The organism is Devosia sp. A369 (assembly GCF_054489345.1).
Genome location: NZ_JBTMWV010000010.1, coordinates 1 through 16,410, shown reverse-complemented (window position 1 = coordinate 16,410; position 16,410 = coordinate 1). Strand labels below are relative to the sequence as shown.

Annotated in this window: 20 protein-coding genes; 13 read left to right on the top strand and 7 right to left on the bottom strand. The window is 63.1% G+C overall.

Going from position 1 to position 16,410, the window contains the following annotated elements; all coding sequences use genetic code 11:
* Nucleotides 1-7 precede the first annotated feature (7 nt).
* From ACX3OZ_RS13765 to ACX3OZ_RS13740, 6 genes are all read right to left on the bottom strand, one after another.
* Nucleotides 8-595 (bottom strand): DUF6969 family protein, encoded by a 588-nt coding sequence (locus ACX3OZ_RS13765; RefSeq protein WP_459096809.1) that lies wholly within the window; start codon nucleotides 593-595, stop codon nucleotides 8-10.
* A complete protein-coding gene (locus ACX3OZ_RS13760) occupies nucleotides 596-1,006 on the bottom strand; it encodes a hypothetical protein (RefSeq protein ID WP_459096810.1) in 411 nt (136 codons plus the stop codon).
* Nucleotides 1,003-2,217, bottom strand: coding sequence for a YeeE/YedE family protein (locus ACX3OZ_RS13755; RefSeq protein ID WP_459104700.1), 1,215 nt, complete (start codon nucleotides 2,215-2,217; stop codon nucleotides 1,003-1,005). The genes ACX3OZ_RS13760 and ACX3OZ_RS13755 overlap by 4 nt, the downstream gene beginning before the upstream one ends.
* Nucleotides 2,218-2,326: 109 nt before the next feature.
* Nucleotides 2,327-3,229: a sulfurtransferase gene (locus ACX3OZ_RS13750; protein WP_459096812.1), complete on the bottom strand. Its 903-nt coding sequence runs from the start codon at nucleotides 3,227-3,229 to the stop codon at nucleotides 2,327-2,329.
* A gap of 158 nt (nucleotides 3,230-3,387) precedes the next feature.
* Nucleotides 3,388-3,912 (bottom strand): carboxymuconolactone decarboxylase family protein, encoded by a 525-nt coding sequence (locus ACX3OZ_RS13745; protein ID WP_459104699.1) that lies wholly within the window; start codon nucleotides 3,910-3,912, stop codon nucleotides 3,388-3,390.
* A gap of 1 nt (nucleotide 3,913) precedes the next feature.
* A complete protein-coding gene (locus tag ACX3OZ_RS13740) occupies nucleotides 3,914-4,345 on the bottom strand; it encodes an OsmC family protein (RefSeq protein WP_459096814.1) in 432 nt (143 codons plus the stop codon).
* A gap of 292 nt (nucleotides 4,346-4,637) precedes the next feature.
* Between ACX3OZ_RS13740 and ACX3OZ_RS13735 the strand changes: the two genes are divergently transcribed.
* From ACX3OZ_RS13735 to ACX3OZ_RS13710, 6 genes are all read left to right on the top strand, one after another.
* Nucleotides 4,638-6,173 carry an ABC transporter substrate-binding protein gene (locus ACX3OZ_RS13735; RefSeq protein ID WP_459104698.1) on the top strand — a complete coding sequence of 512 codons (1,536 nt, stop codon included), beginning with the start codon at nucleotides 4,638-4,640 and terminating at the stop codon, nucleotides 6,171-6,173.
* A gap of 46 nt (nucleotides 6,174-6,219) precedes the next feature.
* Nucleotides 6,220-7,164, top strand: a complete 945-nt coding sequence (locus ACX3OZ_RS13730) for an ABC transporter permease (RefSeq protein WP_459097022.1) — start codon at nucleotides 6,220-6,222, stop codon at nucleotides 7,162-7,164.
* A complete protein-coding gene (locus ACX3OZ_RS13725) occupies nucleotides 7,161-8,018 on the top strand; it encodes an ABC transporter permease (protein WP_459096816.1) in 858 nt (285 codons plus the stop codon). Before ACX3OZ_RS13730 ends, ACX3OZ_RS13725 begins: the two co-directional genes overlap by 4 nt.
* On the top strand, nucleotides 8,015-8,815 hold the full coding sequence (locus ACX3OZ_RS13720; RefSeq protein ID WP_459096817.1) for an ATP-binding cassette domain-containing protein: 801 nt from the start codon (nucleotides 8,015-8,017) through the stop codon (nucleotides 8,813-8,815). Before ACX3OZ_RS13725 ends, ACX3OZ_RS13720 begins: the two co-directional genes overlap by 4 nt.
* The gene (locus ACX3OZ_RS13715; RefSeq protein WP_459104697.1) at nucleotides 8,812-9,558 is read left to right on the top strand and encodes an ATP-binding cassette domain-containing protein; all 747 of its coding nucleotides are present in this window, start codon (nucleotides 8,812-8,814) and stop codon (nucleotides 9,556-9,558) included. Before ACX3OZ_RS13720 ends, ACX3OZ_RS13715 begins: the two co-directional genes overlap by 4 nt.
* 220 nt (nucleotides 9,559-9,778) lie before the next feature.
* Nucleotides 9,779-10,963 carry a tyrosine-type recombinase/integrase gene (locus ACX3OZ_RS13710; RefSeq protein ID WP_459104696.1) on the top strand — a complete coding sequence of 395 codons (1,185 nt, stop codon included), beginning with the start codon at nucleotides 9,779-9,781 and terminating at the stop codon, nucleotides 10,961-10,963.
* Here ACX3OZ_RS13710 and ACX3OZ_RS13705 read toward each other — a convergent pair.
* Entirely contained in the window at nucleotides 10,909-11,475 is a 567-nt protein-coding gene (locus ACX3OZ_RS13705; RefSeq protein ID WP_459104695.1) for a hypothetical protein, read from the bottom strand. The genes ACX3OZ_RS13710 and ACX3OZ_RS13705 overlap by 55 nt on opposite strands.
* 116 nt (nucleotides 11,476-11,591) lie before the next feature.
* Here ACX3OZ_RS13705 and ACX3OZ_RS13700 point away from each other — a divergent pair, with 116 nt between their 5' ends.
* The 7 genes from ACX3OZ_RS13700 (at nucleotide 11,592) to ACX3OZ_RS13670 (ending at nucleotide 16,351) form a co-directional block, all read left to right on the top strand.
* Nucleotides 11,592-11,798 carry a helix-turn-helix transcriptional regulator gene (locus tag ACX3OZ_RS13700; RefSeq protein ID WP_459104694.1) on the top strand — a complete coding sequence of 69 codons (207 nt, stop codon included), beginning with the start codon at nucleotides 11,592-11,594 and terminating at the stop codon, nucleotides 11,796-11,798.
* Between the two features lie 14 nt (nucleotides 11,799-11,812).
* Nucleotides 11,813-12,055 carry a hypothetical protein gene (locus ACX3OZ_RS13695; RefSeq protein ID WP_459104693.1) on the top strand — a complete coding sequence of 81 codons (243 nt, stop codon included), beginning with the start codon at nucleotides 11,813-11,815 and terminating at the stop codon, nucleotides 12,053-12,055.
* Complete coding sequence (locus ACX3OZ_RS13690; protein ID WP_459104692.1) at nucleotides 12,039-12,878, top strand: DUF7146 domain-containing protein; 840 nt, start codon at nucleotides 12,039-12,041, stop codon at nucleotides 12,876-12,878. The genes ACX3OZ_RS13695 and ACX3OZ_RS13690 overlap by 17 nt, the downstream gene beginning before the upstream one ends.
* Entirely contained in the window at nucleotides 12,878-14,014 is a 1,137-nt protein-coding gene (locus ACX3OZ_RS13685) for an AAA family ATPase (protein ID WP_459104691.1), read from the top strand. The genes ACX3OZ_RS13690 and ACX3OZ_RS13685 overlap by 1 nt, the downstream gene beginning before the upstream one ends.
* 150 nt (nucleotides 14,015-14,164) lie before the next feature.
* Nucleotides 14,165-14,998 carry a hypothetical protein gene (locus ACX3OZ_RS13680; protein ID WP_459104690.1) on the top strand — a complete coding sequence of 278 codons (834 nt, stop codon included), beginning with the start codon at nucleotides 14,165-14,167 and terminating at the stop codon, nucleotides 14,996-14,998.
* Between the two features lie 214 nt (nucleotides 14,999-15,212).
* A complete protein-coding gene (locus tag ACX3OZ_RS13675) occupies nucleotides 15,213-15,686 on the top strand; it encodes a hypothetical protein (protein ID WP_459104689.1) in 474 nt (157 codons plus the stop codon).
* Between the two features lie 11 nt (nucleotides 15,687-15,697).
* Nucleotides 15,698-16,351: a phage major capsid protein gene (locus tag ACX3OZ_RS13670; RefSeq protein WP_459104688.1), complete on the top strand. Its 654-nt coding sequence runs from the start codon at nucleotides 15,698-15,700 to the stop codon at nucleotides 16,349-16,351.
* The last annotated feature ends 59 nt before the right edge of the window (nucleotides 16,352-16,410 follow it).

Below are 16,410 nucleotides of genomic sequence, written 5' to 3'. Positions count from 1 at the left end.
AGTTGCCTCAGCGGCGGATGATGTGGTGTTCGGAGGTGACTTCGAGCGCCCGATCTTCGTGCGAAGTCACGCCCTCGGGCGGGAGATGCGCCGCCAAAACCCGATCACGTTCAGCGACAAGCTCGGCGATCTCAGCCTCATAGGCCGCGAAAATGGCGGTGAGCCAGCGATTGACGAGATAGGACGGCCGCGGCATCTGCATGTCGAAGCGGCCCAGCAGCGGAATGGTGGCTTCCGCGTCGGCCCAGTCGTCGCCCACAACCCATTGATTGACGGTGAACAGCCGCAACAGCCGCCCCTCGGCATCGACACCAATGGCGGCGAGGTGATGGATTGGACCCTGCGGCCCCTCGGGCCGCAGGAAGCAGTGGAAGTGTCCGTGCTCGACGGCGGCTTCGGCGGCGGGATGGCAGTGATAGTACCACTGCGCATTGCTGGCAGGGTCGAAGACATCGCCGGGGGGATAATGGTCCCAAGCGGCGATGGCTGAGACGCCCTGGAAGGTTTCGCTCAACACATTGAGACCGCCCTTGGCGAGAATGGACTCGCAAAAGGCGATTTCTTCCAGGGCCCTGTCGCGCGCCGAACCGGACACTCAGGCGCCTCCGACCACAAGATCGGGGGCTTCCTGCCCAGCGGGCAGCGGCTTGGGGGCCGGAGGCGGCGGCGCCAGCTGCTTGGCCGGCTCGGCCACAGGCGGCTGGGCCGGTGGTGGCGGCGGGGCAGCCTTGGCGGGGGTGGCCGGTGCGCCAGCGGCGCAAGGGGCCATGGCTGGCGGCGGCGGTGGCGCGGCCTTGCCCTGCGCGGCAGGGGCGCCGGCGGCGCAAGGCGACATGGCAGCGCCAGCTGCACAGGGCGCGGCAGCGCAGGGAGAGGCGCCGGCGGCAGCAGTGGTGCCGCCATAGACCGGGCGCGGCGGCACCGGATTGCTTACATGGTCGTAGGCGATGGCGGCGGTGCTGGCGACGAGGGCAGCACCAAAAAGCAGAGTGTTACGAGCGCTCATTTCTTGGCAAACCCATCAAGACCAAAAATCGGACGCAACCAAACGCCAGCGAAAGAACCAACAAAGGCCGCAGCGAACCACAGCCAGCCGTGAACGCTGCCCGTGGCGATGCCGGAGAACAGCGCCCCGATATTGCAACCAAAGGACAGGCGGGCGCCATAGCCCATCAGCAGGCCACCAACGATGGCGGCGATCAGCGAGCCCAGCGGCAGCTTGGCCTTGGGGGCGAATTTGCCGGCAATGGCAGCCGCCAGCGCGGCGCCCAGCACCAGACCGAAATCCATCACCGACACGGTATCGGCCAGGACGCTGGAATTGAGCGCCTGAGCCTGAGCCGGCCAGGTCCAGAATTCCCAGCTGGCGACATCAACGCCGACCGCCTGAGCAATCTTGGCGCCCCAGAGGCCGAAGCCATAGGTGATCGACCAGGGATGGCCGGCCAGCAGCAGGGTGGCGACATTGAGCACGGCGAGCAGGAGCCCTGCCCCCACCAGCGGCCACGGGCCACGCAAGATCCAGCTCCAGCCGGGGCGCGCCGGGGCGGGCTCGGTTTCGAGATTGCCATGCGCCCGCTTTTCGATGACTGCCGTGATCAGCGCCACCAGAGCCAGACCGGCAATGGTGACGGCAAGGGCACCGGCCACACCCAATTCAGCGCCGAGGCTGATCGGGGGCAACAAGGGCTGTTCCAGCCAATAGGGCAGATGCGCGGTGCCGAGCAGCGCGCCGACGATGAAGAACACCAGCGTCACCAGCATGCGGGCCGAGCCACCGCCCACGGTGAACAATGTGCCCGAGCCACAGCCGCCGCCCAATTGCATGCCCAACCCGAACAGGGCTGCGCCGAGCAGCACGGAGATGCCAACAGGCGCCAGCGCACCGACCATCGACTGACCGCCGATATTGCCTGCCGCCACCAACGGCAGCATGGCGAGGGCGGCGACGCCGATCATCAGCATCTGGGCCCGCATCGGCCGGCCGCGCTTTTCGGCCACCATGCGGCGCCAGCCGCCGGTGAAACCAAAGGAGCCATGATAGAGCGTGGCGCCAAGCGCCCCGCCGATCAGGAACAAGCCGCCCTGGCGAAAATCGACCAGACCGGAGATCAGCAGAAAGCCCACGACCAGCGCGGCCGCCGCAACAAACAGTGGCGCCCGGTCGGGAATGGCCGGTGGCAGGAATTTTGGGGCGGAAATAGAAATGTCGCTCATGAATACCAGATCTATGAAAGGCTAAAACGCGTTCTGGATGCTGCCGCCATCGCGCACAACACCCAGAACCCGTTCAAAATCGTCGACGGTGCCAGTTCGCTGGACCAGCTTACTGGATCGGACGCGCCGGATCGGCGGCCCATTCGGCCATGGACCCGTCATACATGGCGGTGCCCTTATTGCCGGCAACTTCGCTCAGAGCGAACCAGGCGATGGAGGCCCAGTGACCGGTATTGCAGAAGACAATGTTGTCTTCACCGGCAGCCAGGCCGACACCTTCAGCCAAAGCGGCAATGGTTTCGGGGGTGGCGAAGCTGGCATATTCGGTGCTGAACAGCGAGGAATGCTCGATATTGACCGAACCGGGAATGGTGCCGACGACACGCACGACCGGGCTCTTGGAATTGCCGATATGCTGGTCATGCGGGCGGGCATCGATCAGTTTGGTGCCCTTGGCCAGCGCCGCCAGCACGTCCTCGGTGGTGCCGCGCAGTTCTTCGCGGACCTCAAAGGGGAACTCCACGGCCACGGGCGTCACCGGCTCGGCCACGCGTTCGCCGCCCTGGGCGTCATACTGACGCCAGCCGCCATCGAGGATGGAGACATCATCATGGCCGAGATATTTGAAGGTCCAGTAGATGCGTGTGGCACCGGCGAATTCGGAGGAATCGGTGCCCCAGGGCACGATGACCACATGGTCGTCGCCATCGACGCCCAGGCTGCCGATCAGCGCGGTGATTTCGTCCACGGGCGGGATCTGGCCCGGCACGCCATCGACCTCGGTGCGCCAGCCGGCCGACGCATAGGGCGCGACCACGGCATTGGCGATATAGGGCAGCTCGCCCAGATCGGTTTCGCCGATCTTGTCACGCACGTCGAGAATCACGACGTTTTCGTCAGCGGCATGCGTCTTGAGCCACTCGGCCGTGACCAATGGGGTGACATCTGCCGCTTGGGCAAAAGCGGGAACCGCAACGACAAGGGCGGCGGCGGCGAGCAATGCGAGACGCATGCGAATACTCCGGTGTGATCTGCCCCAGATGTTACCGATAGCGCCGCGGCGATGCGACGATGGACGAACCAATTGCAGCCGCAAACGAGAAAAAGCAGGCTCCCTTGCGGGCCGCCGTCAGAAATATGTTGCGATGACGGCTGCGCCGGCTGTTTCGCCTAGCCGGCGAGGAACGGCAGCAGCTCCACATCGAGGTCGGTGGCGACGGCGTCGGTGAACAGATTGGTGGCCACCATCAGCCCGGCAAAACCCACCAGATCGACCAGGGTCTTGTCCGAATAGCGCGCAGCCAGCGCGGCCCAGAGCTCGTCAGGCACCGACTTGGGATCAGCACCGATGGCGGCGCCAAAACGCTGCAGCAGGGTCTCGGCTTCGCTCAGGTCCAGCGAATCGGGATTATCGCCGCCCTGGATCAAGGCCCGGCGCATGAAGCCGGTGCCGACCGCGCTGCCGGAGGCCACGCAGATGGCGTGGGCGAACACCCAGATGGGACGATCACCCAGCACCGGTAGCAACTCGTCGCGCAGGGTGAACCATTCGCCATAAATGCGCAGCGCCGCCGGCGAGTGATAGAGCGTGCGCTTCATATTGGTCATGCGGCCGCGCAGGCGCAGTTCCTCGTCATGGGCTTGCTGCTGCTCCGGCGTCGCGTCGGCATAGGCCAGCTGGGAAATATGGGCCATGTCAGCTGGCGGTCCCGGCCGGCTCGACATCACGGATCACCGCGCCATGCTCGAAAGTATTGCCCACCGTGCAGAGCGCATGCGCGTCTTCGATCAATTGCTGGCGTTCCGCCGGCGAAAAATCGCCTTCGATCACAAAGGACGAAGCGAAGGACGCCACCCGCGACGGCGCTTCGGGGGCTTTTTCATGGGTCACTTCGACATCGACTTTGACCAGCCGGTCGAGCCAGCCGAGCTTGCGCGCCGCGATGCGCAGGCTCAGCACCAGGCAGCCGGCCAGCGCCGCATCCATGAATTCGAGTGGGGTGAAGCCTTCGTCGGACGCCATGTTCGCCAATCTGGCGGCCGCACCTGACTTGGCCTGCACCGAGCCGTGCCCGGCATGATCGAGAGTGGCGCCGACACTGGTGGGGCGAGTAGCGATATTGACCATGATGAGGAGCTTTCCAATGCAGCGCGCAGTCTGGGGCGCGGGCTTATAGATTGTCGCCGCCGCAGCTGCGTGCAAGATAAAGCAGCGCAGGAATGGCGATAAGAATGGCTTTATCAAAATTCGCGCGGAATCGGGAGATTGATTCCGCCCCGGACCGACAAAATGGAACCCTGCCCCAGCCGCCAGCATGGGTTTCGCGGCGCTGGCGGGGTATCGATAGGGCAGCAATACAGCGCGGCCGCCACGGTCGCGTGTCGCTCAATTCGAGCGGCGAGGACCAGGAGCAGTGCAGATGAAAAATTCGAATAGCAGCGGCAGCATTTCGCGCCGCCAGTTTGGCGCCCGTGCCATTGCCGCCACGTTCGCCACAGCGGCGCTGCTGTCGGTCAGCCCGGCGGCGCTGGCCCAGGCCAGCTTCGATCCGGAAGCGATCATCGAGATCGGCTCGCTCTATGAACCGCAAAACCTCGACAACACCGCCGGCGCCGGCCAGGGCATCAACGAGGCCTTCAACGGCAACGTCTATGAGGCGCTGTTCGCGCTGACCGATGCGGGGACTGTCGAAAACGCGCTGGCCAGCGACTACAGCATCAGCGAAGACGGGCTGACCTATACGATCACCTTGCAGCCGGGCGTGACCTTCCATTCGGGCGATCCACTGACCGCCGCCGACGTCAAGGCCAGCATCGAGCGGGTGACCGCCGAAGCCTCGAAAAGCTCGCGCAAGAACAGCCTCAAGACCATCGCCAGCATCGAGACCCCGGACGAGCAGACCGTGGTGATCACGCTGGCGGAAAAGTCGATCTCGCTGCCGTACAACCTGAGCTATGTGTGGATCGTCAACGACACCGCCACCAGCCTGACCGACAGCGAAGACGGCACCGGGCCCTATGTGCTGGCCGATTGGCGGCGCGGCTCGACCCTGTCGCTCGACCGCAATGACGCCTATTGGGGCGAGGCGCCCACCAATGCCGGCGTCACCTTCAACTATTTCACCGACGCCACCGCGCTCAATAATGCGCTGCTGACCGGGGCCGTCGATATCATCACCTCGGTGCAGAGCCCGGACGCCCTCACCCAGTTCACCGGCAATCCGGATTTCACCGTCACCGACGGGCAGTCCACCACCAAGGAAATCATGGCGTTCAACGACCGGGTCGCCCCGTTCGACAACGTCAAGGTGCGCAAGGCGGTGGCGCGGGCCATCGACAACCAGAAGTTGCTGCAATCAATCTGGGGGGACTACGGCACGCTGATCGGCTCGTTCGTGCCGCCGACCGACCCGTGGTATGTCGATCTGACCGGGGTGGACCCGTATGATCCGGAGAGCGCCAAGGCGCTGCTGGCCGAAGCCGGCTATGCCGATGGCTTCACCTTCAAGCTCGACACGCCCGATTACGATCCGCATCCGATCGTCGCCGAGTTCATCAAGAGCGAATTGGCCAAGGTGGGGATCACCGTCGAGATCAACATCATCACCGCCAATGAATGGTACACCAAGGTGTATCAGGCGCATGATTTCGACGCGACGCTGCAGGAGCACGTCAACCATCGCGATATCGTGTTCTACGGCAACCCGGACTTCTATTGGGGCTACAACAACCCGGCGGTGATCGAGCTGATCAAGCAGGCCGAGGCCAGCGCCACGGTGGACGAACAGACCGCCAAACTGACTGAAGCCAACACGCTGATTGCCGAAGACGCGGCGAGCGACTGGCTGTATCTTTATCCGCAGATCGTGGTATCGGCAGCGTCAGTGACCGGCTATCCGGTCAATGGGCTGAACTCGCAATTCTTCGCCTACAACATCGAAAAAGCCGCGGATTAATACCGCGACGAGCCGGTGAAAGGGACTGCATATTCTCAGTTATATCCTGCGCCGGCTCGTCATTCTGATCCTCTCGCTGCTGCTGGCCTCAGTGGTGCTGTTCGCGCTGCTGCGGCTGCTGCCGGGCGATCCTGCCAATGCCCTATTGGGCGTTGGCGCCACGCCGGAGCAGATCGCTGCGGCGCGGGCCCAGGTCGGCTCCGACCTGCCGCTGTGGCAGCAATTCGGCAATTTCATCGGCAATCTGGCCCGCTTCGATCTGGGCAATTCCTTTGTCAGCCAGGCCTCGGTGGGCCAGGAAATCCTCACCCGGCTGACGGTGACGCTGCCGCTGACGCTGCTGTCATTCCTGCTCGCCATCGTTTTGGCGGTGCCGCTGGGGATCATTGCGGCGGTCAAATCCGAGCGCTGGTATGGCGCGACGATTTCGGTGGTGTCGCAACTGGGCATCGCCATTCCGGTGTTCTGGGTCGGCATTCTGCTGGTCGCGGTGTTTGCCATCAATTTCCGGCTGTTCCCCTCGGGAGGGTTTCCGCGCCATGGCTGGGCCGATCCGATGGGCGCGCTGCGCAGCCTGGCGCTGCCGGTGCTGACCATCGCTATTGTCATGTCGTCGTCGCTGCTGCGCTATGTCCGTTCCGCCACGCAGGACGTGCTGGGCAGCGATTATCTGCGTACGGCGCGGGCGCTGGGCTCGGGCTTCACCGAGGCCTTGCTGCGCCATGGCGTGCGCAATGGCGTGGTGCCGATCATTTCCATTCTGGGGATCGAGCTGGCTTCGACCTTTCTCGGCGCGGTGGTGGTGGAAAAAGTCTTCGCGCTGCCGGGGCTGGGCACCATGCTGCTGCTGGGCATTTCGCAGCGCGATTATCCCAATGTGCAGGGCGTGCTGTTCGTCTCAACGCTGCTGGTGCTGCTGATCGGCTTTAGCGCCGATCTGATCCAGCGGCTGGTCGATCCGCGCCTGCGTGACCGGGGAGCCGGACATTGAGTGCGGTCGATACAGTGGCGATAGCGCCCCGCCCCCGCTCGCGGCGCTCCTGGCTGTTTGTCGTCGGGCTGGTGCTGGTCGGGCTCAATGTTGCGGTGGCGCTGCTGACGCTGGTCTGGCTGCCTTATGATCCCTCCAGCACCGCCGGTGGACGGCTGGAGGCGCCGTCGCTGCTGCATTGGGCCGGCACCGACCGGCTCGGGCGTGACCTGTTCACCCAGATCATGATCGGCACCCGCATCGCGCTCACCGTCGGGGCCGGCGCCATCGCCATCGGCGCCACGATCGGCGTGACGCTGGGGGTTCTGGCGGCCTTTGCCACCCGCCTGCTCGATGACGCCTTCGCCGCCGCCTTCGATATCCTGATCGCCTTCCCGACGCTGCTGCTGGCCATGCTGGTGGTGGCGGCCAGCGATACGGCAAGCCTCGGCTCGGCGATCCTGGCGCTGGGCATTGCCATTTCGGCCATCGTGGCACGGCTGGCGCGAATTCTGGCCAAGCGCGTGCTGGCGATGGATTACATCACCGCCGCCCGCACCTCGGGCACCTCATGGCCGCGCATCGTGGTCAAACATGTGCTGCCCAATATCTGGCCGACGCTGCTGGTCAATTTCGCCCTGCAATTCGGGCTGGCGGTGATCGCCGAAGCCTCGCTGTCCTATCTCGGTCTTGGCGCACCGCCGCCCAATGCCTCATGGGGCCGACTGCTGCAGGAAGCGCAGGGCACGGTCTATACCGCCCCATTCGGCGCCATCGTGCCGGGCTTGGCGCTGGTGGCGCTGGTCATCGGCATCAACCTGTTGGCCGATGGGCTGCGCGACATTGCCGACCCGACGCAGCGAGGCAAAGCATGAGCCTTCTGACCGTCGAAAACCTGTCGATCCGCGCCGGCGACAAAGCGCTGGTGACCGATCTGTCGCTCAGCATCGCCCCCGGCGAGCGCGTCGGGTTGATCGGGGAATCGGGGTCGGGGAAATCGCTGACGGCGATGGCCATCACCGGATTGTTGCCCGGCAATATCGTGCCGAGCGGCTCGATCCTGTTCGACGGGCAGCAAGTGATCGGCGCCTCCGAGGCCGAATTGGGCCGGCTGCGCGGCAATGCCGCTGCGGTGATTTTCCAGGAACCGCTGACGGCGCTCGATCCGCTGATGCGGCTGGGCCGCCAGATCGAGGAGCCACTGCGCCGGCGCTATCGGCGCGAAGGCCACGATCCCGCAAAAATCAAAACCGAAGTGCTCGAACTGATGGAGCGCGTCGCCCTGCCCCAGCCGGAGCGGATCGCGGCCGCCTATCCGCATGAAGTGTCGGGCGGACAGCGCCAGCGCGTCGCCATCGCCATGGCGCTGGCCTGCCGGCCCAAGCTGCTGATCGCCGACGAGCCGACCACGGCGCTCGACGTGACCACGCAGATCGAAATTCTCAAGCTGCTCGACACCCTGGTGCGCGAGTTGGACATGGCGCTGCTGTTCATCAGCCACGATTTGCCGGTGGTGGCGATGGTGGTCGACCGGCTGACCGTGCTGCGCCAGGGCGTGGCGGTGGAACAGGGGCCGGTGCGTGAGGTGCTCGGCGCGCCGCAGCACGCCTATACGCAAACGCTGGTCGCCGCGGCGCGGGCATTCGATGAAGCCCTGGGGGCGCGACCATGACGCTGATTTCGGTCGATCAGGTCAGTTTTGGCTATTCACGCGAGCGGCAGGTGCTGGACCAGGTCAGCCTGACCGTAGCGCGCGGCCGCAATCTGGGCATTGTCGGGGAATCGGGCTCGGGCAAGACGACGCTGCTGCGCCTGTTGCTGGGGCTCAATCGTGCCAGCAGCGGCGCCATCAAATTTGGCGACGACGTGGTCGATCCGCGTAATGGCGCCTTCATGCGCCGCTATCGCCGCTCGGTGCAGGCGGTGTTTCAGGACCCCTATTCCTCGCTCGATCCACGCCAGACCGTCGCCAGCATCATCGCCGAACCGCTGCAATCGCTGCGCATTCCCGGCAACCATCCCGAGATGGTCGAAGCGGCACTGGTCTCGGTTGGCCTGTCGCCTGACGCCATGACGCGCTATCCGCACGAATTTTCCGGCGGCCAGCGGCAGCGCATCGCCATCGCCCGGGCCATCGTGGCGCGGCCTGAACTGGTGCTGGCCGACGAAGCGGTGAGCGCTTTGGACCTCTCCACCCGCGTCCGCATTGTCGATCTGCTCAAGACGCTGGAACAGTCGATGACGCTGGTGTTCGTGTCGCATGATCTGGGCGTGGTGGCGTCGCTGTGCGAGGACATCGTCATCCTCGAGCGCGGACGCATCGTAGAAAGCGGCAAGACCAGCCAGATCCTGGCCGCGCCGCAGCACCCCTATACCATCAAGCTGATCGCCAGCGCGCCACGCATGCCCGCCTGACATTTTTGTCGGGCGTCTGGTGCGGTGTTGCCAATGGAATCGGAACGCTCCAGCGCGGGACGCTGAACGGGCCTGTGGGCGCATCAATGGCTTGTGGAGAAAATGGCGGAGAGGATGCCCGCCTGTCCGCGTAAGCTGTTGATATTTAACACCCCCTGCCCTTGCTATTTTCCGTATTTGTCCCATTTTCGACACCTAAGTTATGGCATCGGGAACAGACATGGCGCGCAACAAGCTGTCGGAAACACGGATTCGAACCCTAGAGAAGGCCGGAATCTTTTCCGACGGCGACGGCTTATACCTGCGCATTCGCGCGGGTGGGTCGAAGCAATTCGTATTCATCTACAAGCGAAATGGGCAGCGAACGGAAATCGGTCTTGGCGGCCATGGCCAGGGTACGGCGCCGGTCTCACTGGCGCTGGCCCGCGAGAAGGCCGAAGCCATCCGGCAGCGCCTTGCGCGCGGCGACGAGCTGCATTCCAAAAGGACATTCTCCGATGTTATGGATGATGTTCTCGCAGTGAAGATGGCCAGCTTCCGCAATGAGAAGCACCGCGACCAATGGGCCATGACGCTCCGCACATACGCAAAGCCGCTTCACAACAAGCCGGTGGCAGACATCACTCGCGACGACGTGGTTGAGACGCTGAAGCCCATCTGGTCGACCATCCCCGAAACTGCCGATCGGACTCGCCAGCGGATCGCCAGTGTGATTGATCATGCCAAGGCTCGCGGGCTCTATGTCGGCGATAACCCTGCCGACTGGCGCGGAGGGCTCAAGGAGCTATTGCCCGCCCGGCAGAAGCTCACCCGTGGCCATCATGCGGCGGTGCCGTACAAGGATATGCCAGCCGTCATTGCCCGCCTGCGCGTGTCGGTGGCCGTTTCTGCGCGGGCCGTAGAGTTCGCTGCCCTGACGGTTGGCCGGTCCAATGAAGTCCGCCAGGCGAGCTGGTCCGAGATAGACTTTGCCGCTCGCCTGTGGACCGTGCCGGCCGAGCGTATGAAGGCAGGCCGTGAGCATGAAGTGCCTTTGTCGGATCGGGCCGTAGCCATCCTTGAGGCGCAGAAGCAGCGCGCCACCAGTCACCTTGTGTTTGAAGGCGGCAAGGTCGGGACCGCGATATCAGACACAGCAATGGTGAAAACGTTGCGCGCCGCCGGGGCTGGTGACGCGACACTCCACGGTCTGCGCAGTTCATTCCGCGATTGGGCTGGCGACACAACAGGCCATGCTCGCGACATCGTCGAGCACGCACTTGCCCACGCGATAAAGGACAAGGCCGAGGCGGCGTATCGCCGTGGAACCGCATTGGCGAAGCGTGCGGAGCTAATGCAGGAATGGGCGGACTATTTAGCGAAACCTTCAGCGACGGATTCGCCAACTACCCCCAAAGTAATTTGAGTAAATTGGACCGTGCGTTTCAGATCACCGTGCTTGGCGAAACTAGGCCCGTATTGAAACGTGGTTCTGATTCCAGATTTGATTAGCAGAATTTCAGCACGCGGGTCCGGGCCATGCAAAAAAACAGTCATCGACATCGCGCCAGGCGCGTCATCAGGGGCGCTGAACGCCCCGCGCTCCTCCGGAATGGACTCGACCACAGCAGCCAAAGCCTCACCAAACGTCGCCCCCAGCGCGTCGTCCGCGATACGTGCGTCCTCTTTTACACGGGTAGCCGGCAGGGCGCCGTAGGACGTCACAAGATCCACAGCGTTCCGCGGGCTGACGTCGAGCGCCGTGGCAATGATTAGGTTCGCTGCGTCTAGGTAGGTCATGGGTGTGTTGCCCCGCCCTCGCAGTGCCCGCGTCCTGAGCCCAGCGGCGGCAAGCAGGCGGTCAATTACGATGACTGTTTCCAAGGACACGCCCATTTCCTTGGCGACTACCGCCACCAGTTCTTTCTGCGTCGCCATTCATCACCTCTTTTGTTCCCTTCTATCCCATAGTTCATAAATGCGCGCAATACGCCTATTGACATATAATGTGTAATGCGCAATTATGTGTTAAGCGATTCTGCGGAGGAGTACCCATGCAAGCTGCAAACGACAATGCACCTCGACTTATGGCGCCGAAAGAGGCAGCGCTCGCCACTTCCTTGTCACGCCCTCTACTGACCCTGATGGCATCTGAAGGTCAGTTCCCATCGCCTGTTCGCCTTGGTGAGCGGCGCATCGCTTTCGTACGTGCCGAGGTGGATGCGTGGATTGATGCGCGCATCGCCGCCCGCGCCGCCTAACCAAAAAGAGCACCATGCAGATTTTGAACCTACGCCCTATGGGCGCGGGCAGCGTGTTGGCGCGCTTCCACATCGAAGTGACGCCGGAAATCAAGCTGCTCGAATGGACACTGAAAACCGGACGTGACGGACGAGGTAGGGTTTTCCCGCCATCTCCTCGGCATGGCGCACCGGCCGCCGTTCTCGCACCGAATCTAATCGAGGAAATTACTCTCCTCGCAATGGAGGGCGTTCGCCTTAATGACCGCACTAAATAGCTACGCCAAGCTCCTCGCTGGCGACCTTCACCACAACCGTATTCTCTGTCCCGGTCCTGGACATAGCCGCACCGACCGCTCTCTGTCGGTGACATTCAATCCAGACGGCAGCTTCACTACCCACTCATTTTGCGGCGACGACTTCCGCGAGTGCCGTGACCACGTGAAGGCCACGCTTGGCCTGGACGACCGCGAGCCACAGCCGCTTCCCGTCGAACCATTCAAGCTGGTCAGCAGCCACACCAACATTGAGCGCGCCATGCGCATCTGGGCATCGGCCACACCAATATCGGGCACCCCTGCCGAATCCTACCTGACCATCCGCGGCCTCTCCTATTCAGGCAATGCGCTCCGGTTTCATCCTTCATGTCTATTCGGCCGCGAGCGTCACCCTGCCATGGTCGGGCTGATGACTGACATCATCACGGGCGAGCCCACAGGCGTTCACCGCACTGCACTCCTGCCTGATGGCAGCGGCAAAGCGGCGCCAGGCAAGCAAATGCTTGGCATCGCCAAAAACGCCGTGGTGCGGCTGTCAGCCGACGAAGATGTGTCGGGTGGATTGGCTATTGCCGAGGGCATTGAAACCGCCTTGGCGGCCCCGTTTCAGCCGATCTGGGCTTGCCTATCAGCAGGGACCATGGCGGCCTTTCCAGTGCTGGACGGAATTGGCGCACTGACCATTTTTGGGGACCACGATGCGGCGGGCATCAAGGCCGCTAATGACTGCGGTCTGCGCTGGCATGGGGCTGGAAGGGAAGTGACGGCTGAAATGCCGTTAATGCCTGGAGCCGACATGGCCGATTTGGCAGAGGTGGCATAATGGCTCCTTTGACCAAGGCCGTCACGAGCCAGCCGGGCAAGCCGTTTCAGAAGCTCGAAATTCCCAAGCCGGCCAATGACAACATCGGAATCCAGTTGCTTTCCTATGCGGAGTTTAAGGCACAGGAACACGGCACGGCTGACGCGATCATCAAAGGTCTGGTTCGCTCTGGCACATTGATCGCCATCGGCGGGCGCCCCGGTGCTGGCAAGACTGCCCTTATGGTGGCCATAGCCGACGCGCTGGACAAGGGGGAGCCATTCCTTGGGAGAGAAACGGCCCTCACCACCATCGCCTACATTGCGGCAGAAGACGGCGGCGACGTGGCCAACCGGCTGGAAGCCATAGGCAACACCTCTATCAAGATCGTCAAATCCCCTGACGGCTTCCCGCTAACCAAACCAGACCGAGCCGCTGCCATCACCCGAGAGGTTGTGAGGCAGGCACGGGAACTAGATCCCGAACGTCACGTCATGGTGGTGGTCGACACGTTGCGCGCCGCGCTCGGTGGGCAGTCTGTGCTCGATGATCGGTTCACCTCTCCGGCGCTGAACGCGCTGCGCCAGGTGGCCGAGGAGCTTGGCGTTGTGATTGCTGTGCTCAATCACACCAACCGCGAAAACGACAAGGCTACCAAGGGCGAAACGCTGGAGGCTGTTACCGCCCTTGAGCTTGTGCTGCTCGATGGCGATGGCGGCTGGAACACGGTCTATGTCGGCAAGAACCGATCTGGGCCGGGCCGTCGGAACATTGGGCGGGTTCGTTACACCAGTGTTGAAATCGGTGACGTAACTGCCGCCATTATCGACGAGATGGAAGCCGACGACACTCCGACTTCGGACGCACCGAAGGCGCGAGGGCCATCCGACAATGCCAAGCTGCTTCAAGAGCTGACGATGACCGCTCTGACGCTGTCTAGCACCCCACTGACGCCGTTTGGCCATACCGGCCCAACGGTTAAGGCCGTAGCCATTTCAGACCTGCGCAGGGACTTCTATGCCCGAAAGGCAGGTCTGGCCGACACTAAGGCCAAGGCATTCAACAGGGCTCTGGAATACTGGCTGCGACATGAGTGGCTGGTGAAGGGCGACTTCGGTTTGGAGGGCGCCGTTTGGCTCGCCAAGAAGGACAGTTAGCCGAAATCAGCGAAAGCCGGACAGACAGCAGCCCCTACCTAACAACTGTCTGTCTGTCCGGTAGAAAGCAAGCCGGACGGACAGGACGGATACATAGGGCTCTGTCTGTCCTGTCCGGCATAGCAATTGATCTGCATTCTGGGGAAATTCATGACGTCACTAAAGCTCGCCGACATGACCACAATGGTCCCGGCTAATGATAACCACCGCCGCCCTGGCCAGCATGAATGGCCAGCCTATGACCGGCTCAAGGCCGAGCGACTTATGCGAACGCCGGAACAGAACCGAACCGCCATGGTGGCCCTGTGCCGGCTTCGGCACAATCTGGTCGCGACGGAAGGCCAAGGCGAGCAATCAACATTCCGATCCGACAATGCCGGTGTGGATGAGGATGTGGCGCGCCGGTTCGGCGCAGACCTTATTGTTGAGAAGGTGACCGGCGACCACCTCGTTGCGCTCCATATGTCCGGCGACCTCGAATATCGCCGCGCCCCCGATGGGCAGGTGCTCCCCTTCAAAAAGGATGGCGAGAAGGCATACCAGCTAGAAGATCGCTATCGCGGTGAAAAGGGTTCAGCCAGGCCCGAGCACCCCCAAGATGTTGAAGCGGAGTTGAACGGGCGATATGATGGGGCCGCCTGGCCTAAGGCGCCCGGGGCAGCGAGATCTGCGCGGCAGGTCTTCCACGGTGCCCAGATCAAGACCAGGGCCGCGCCTCGCACATTCCATTCGCCGGAAGAGAGCATCGTCAAATCGATCTACGCCGCAAAGACCCTCGCCTTCATCAAAGGCGGCCTGCCGGCTGGACTGTGGGCTGTGCTGGAAATGGCGGCCACAGGTTCGACGTCGGAATCCATTGGCGAGGGGCGCGGGCATTCCGGCCGCTACGCCAGTGCTGTCGGCACGGAACTGCAGCGCATCGCGCTGGAGGCACTGATCGAGGTTTACGCCGATTATGACGGATGCCACGCAGAAGCGGCCTGACCACCTTTACTTAGTGAGGGGCTTGCCCCGGCCGCAGCGCACACCAGCGCCACGCGGCTAACTATCAAGGCTCGCCCCTGCGGCGGGCCTTTTTGTTATCCCGGCAGTTCCCTGCCGGTCGATCGCGAGGCCCGCGCCCTTAATCGGTGTGCGGGCCTCGCTGAATTTTTACCCCAACCCCACAACAGCGCGCCCACGCGCACGGAGTAATACAATGACCCCAACGTTCGGCCTCACGGCTGTGGCGCGGGCGGCTGACGCATCGGATTCCCTGGTCCGTAGTTGGTTTGACCGCGGCCTTATCCCAGTTCGCCCCGAAGATCGCGACACTGACGGGCGAGCCAGCCCCCGCGAGATTTCATTCAACACAGCAATGCAGATCGGCATCGCCGCCGAGCTGGCCCGGCTTGGCATCGCTGCCGGTCGCGCATGCAGGCTAGCGCTTTCGTTCTCGGATATCGGCCACGAAGGCCGGTTGCCCGGCGAGCTATTCACCGACAGCGCCACCTTGCTCGTTGCGTACCCCGACGCCCCAGTGGCTCAAATTGTCCGTCAGTCCGAGCTGGCCGACATCTTCGCGCATCGCCGAGCCACCTCGGCCAGCGTGCTCGTTCTCAACATCAACTCCATCTACCGCAACGTCGCGCACCGCCTTGGCGTGCCGCTGACTGATGCGGCCATGCTCTGAAAGGGCCACCTATGACCAATATCGCTACTATCGCAGCAGCCGTTGAAGACCAGGGGCGCGCATTTGAGGGCTTCAAATCCCGTTACGATGCCGCGCTCGACGAAACCAACACCAAGCTGGCCGCCGTGCTCGTCGGTGGGGCGCAGATCGCCAACGATAATACCGGGTCCACTGCGGCAGGCATTGCGGCCAAAACCGCCCTCGGCGACTTTGTGAAGTCGGGGTCGATGGATAAACTCCAGGCTCTCAGCCCTCAGGCTGCGATGACGGTTGGCGTGGATGAGGATGGCGGGTTCGTGGCGCCGGCTCAGCTCGATGCCCAGATCCTGAACGCCCAGCGCGACCTGTCGCCCTTCCGACGCCTGGCGCGAACCGTAATCACACGGGCCAACACCTATCAGATCCCGTTCAATCTGGGCGGCACGACGTCGGGTTGGGTTGGCGAGACTGCCGGGCGGCCTCAGACCGATACCAGCAAGCTCACGCTGCTCGAATTCCCCGCAGGCGAGATCTACGCCAACCCGGCGGTGTCGCAGCGCATCCTCGATGACTCGCTAGTGAACATTGCCGATTTCGTCATCAACGAGATCGCGGTCGAATTTGAGAGCGGCGGTGCAAAATTAGTCCACGGTAGCGGCGGGATAGTCCCGCTTCGGGCGGCGTAAAAGTCGGCCACCTATCTTCCTTCTGCGACGCTTGCAGGAGGGTTGGGGATCTATACCGT

Excerpts from the sequence above, each read along its gene's own strand:
- ACX3OZ_RS13745 (WP_459104699.1), bottom strand. The coding sequence starts at position 3,912 with ATGGCCCATATTTCCCAGCTGGCCTATGCCGACGCGACGCCGGAGCAG.
- ACX3OZ_RS13740 (WP_459096814.1), bottom strand. The coding sequence starts at position 4,345 with ATGGTCAATATCGCTACTCGCCCCACCAGTGTCGGCGCCACTCTCGAT.
- ACX3OZ_RS13710 (WP_459104696.1), top strand. The coding sequence starts at position 9,779 with ATGGCGCGCAACAAGCTGTCGGAAACACGGATTCGAACCCTAGAGAAG.
- ACX3OZ_RS13700 (WP_459104694.1), top strand. The coding sequence starts at position 11,592 with ATGCAAGCTGCAAACGACAATGCACCTCGACTTATGGCGCCGAAAGAG.
- ACX3OZ_RS13690 (WP_459104692.1), top strand. The coding sequence starts at position 12,039 with ATGACCGCACTAAATAGCTACGCCAAGCTCCTCGCTGGCGACCTTCAC.
- ACX3OZ_RS13670 (WP_459104688.1), top strand. The coding sequence starts at position 15,698 with ATGACCAATATCGCTACTATCGCAGCAGCCGTTGAAGACCAGGGGCGC.
- ACX3OZ_RS13715 (WP_459104697.1), top strand. The coding sequence starts at position 8,812 with ATGACGCTGATTTCGGTCGATCAGGTCAGTTTTGGCTATTCACGCGAG.
- ACX3OZ_RS13685 (WP_459104691.1), top strand. The coding sequence starts at position 12,878 with ATGGCTCCTTTGACCAAGGCCGTCACGAGCCAGCCGGGCAAGCCGTTT.
- ACX3OZ_RS13705 (WP_459104695.1), bottom strand. The coding sequence starts at position 11,475 with ATGGCGACGCAGAAAGAACTGGTGGCGGTAGTCGCCAAGGAAATGGGC.
- ACX3OZ_RS13675 (WP_459104689.1), top strand. The coding sequence starts at position 15,213 with ATGACCCCAACGTTCGGCCTCACGGCTGTGGCGCGGGCGGCTGACGCA.
- ACX3OZ_RS13680 (WP_459104690.1), top strand. The coding sequence starts at position 14,165 with ATGACGTCACTAAAGCTCGCCGACATGACCACAATGGTCCCGGCTAAT.
- ACX3OZ_RS13695 (WP_459104693.1), top strand. The coding sequence starts at position 11,813 with ATGCAGATTTTGAACCTACGCCCTATGGGCGCGGGCAGCGTGTTGGCG.
- ACX3OZ_RS13760 (WP_459096810.1), bottom strand. The coding sequence starts at position 1,006 with ATGAGCGCTCGTAACACTCTGCTTTTTGGTGCTGCCCTCGTCGCCAGC.
- ACX3OZ_RS13755 (WP_459104700.1), bottom strand. The coding sequence starts at position 2,217 with ATGAGCGACATTTCTATTTCCGCCCCAAAATTCCTGCCACCGGCCATT.
- ACX3OZ_RS13735 (WP_459104698.1), top strand. The coding sequence starts at position 4,638 with ATGAAAAATTCGAATAGCAGCGGCAGCATTTCGCGCCGCCAGTTTGGC.
- ACX3OZ_RS13720 (WP_459096817.1), top strand. The coding sequence starts at position 8,015 with ATGAGCCTTCTGACCGTCGAAAACCTGTCGATCCGCGCCGGCGACAAA.
- ACX3OZ_RS13750 (WP_459096812.1), bottom strand. The coding sequence starts at position 3,229 with ATGCGTCTCGCATTGCTCGCCGCCGCCGCCCTTGTCGTTGCGGTTCCC.